Origin of the sequence: Mesorhizobium sp. M1A.F.Ca.IN.022.07.1.1 (assembly GCF_003997575.1) — a bacterium.
Classification (GTDB): domain Bacteria; phylum Pseudomonadota; class Alphaproteobacteria; order Rhizobiales; family Rhizobiaceae; genus Mesorhizobium.
This window is the reverse complement of record NZ_RZST01000685.1, coordinates 1-857: the sequence shown is the minus strand read 5'-3', so window position 1 is coordinate 857 and position 857 is coordinate 1. Positions and strand designations below refer to the sequence as shown.

Sequence of the window (857 nt, the reverse complement as noted above, 5' to 3'; positions counted from 1 at the left end):
CTAGGCTGAATCGACATTCAGCGCATCCATAACATAGCTGCGGCGAGATGGATGAAGGCGAGGAAGTGGCCGGCGCGACGATCGAAGCGTGTGGCGAAGCGTCTGAAATGCTTGAGCTTGTTGAAGCAGCGTTCGATGCGGTTGCGGGTCTTGTAGAGAACGATGTCGTGCGGGATCGGCACTTTGCGGGATCGCTTGGAAGGGATGACGGCAAGCATGTCGGCGTCGGCGATGATCCGGCGCAAGTCGTTGCTGTCGTACGCTTTGTCAGCGATGACGGCGCCGCCCTTCATGCCATCGAGCAGCGCCGCGGCAGTGACGATGTCATGCGCCTGCCCGCCGGTGAGGATGAAGCGCAGTGGCCGGCCAAGGGCATCGGCGAGCATGTGGATCTTGGTGGTCAGTCCTCCTCGGGAACGCCCCAGAGCCTGGTTCTGGTCCCCCCTTTTCCGGTCGCTGCCTGCTGGTGGGCGCGAACCAGGGTGGTGTCGAGCATGAGATATTCATTGTTGGGATCGTCGATGAGGGCTTTGAAGACCCGCTCCCACACGCCTTTGTTGGCCCAACGCGAGAAGCGGGTATGGACGCTCTTCCATTTGCCGTACCGCATCGGCAGGTCGTGCCAGTGGGCGCCGGAGCGCAGCACCCACAGGACACTGTTGACGAACAGGCGATTGTCGGCTGCGGTGCGGCCCGGATCACCCGCCTTACCCGGCAACAGCGCAGCGATGCGCGCCCACTGGACGTTCGTCAGTTCGTACCGTTTGGCCATCCGTCGCGCTCCGAATCAGAACCCTCGGAACACAATGAATCAACGCCAAACCGCGTTGAGAATCCTGAATGTAGATTGGACCTAG

At 61.3% G+C, this 857-nt stretch carries 1 pseudogene; it reads right to left on the bottom strand.

What is annotated here, in order from left to right:
* Positions 1-17: 17 nt before the first annotated feature.
* A pseudogene (locus tag EOA75_RS33385) lies at positions 18-772 on the bottom strand (IS5 family transposase).
* Positions 773-857: the final 85 nt, after the last annotated feature.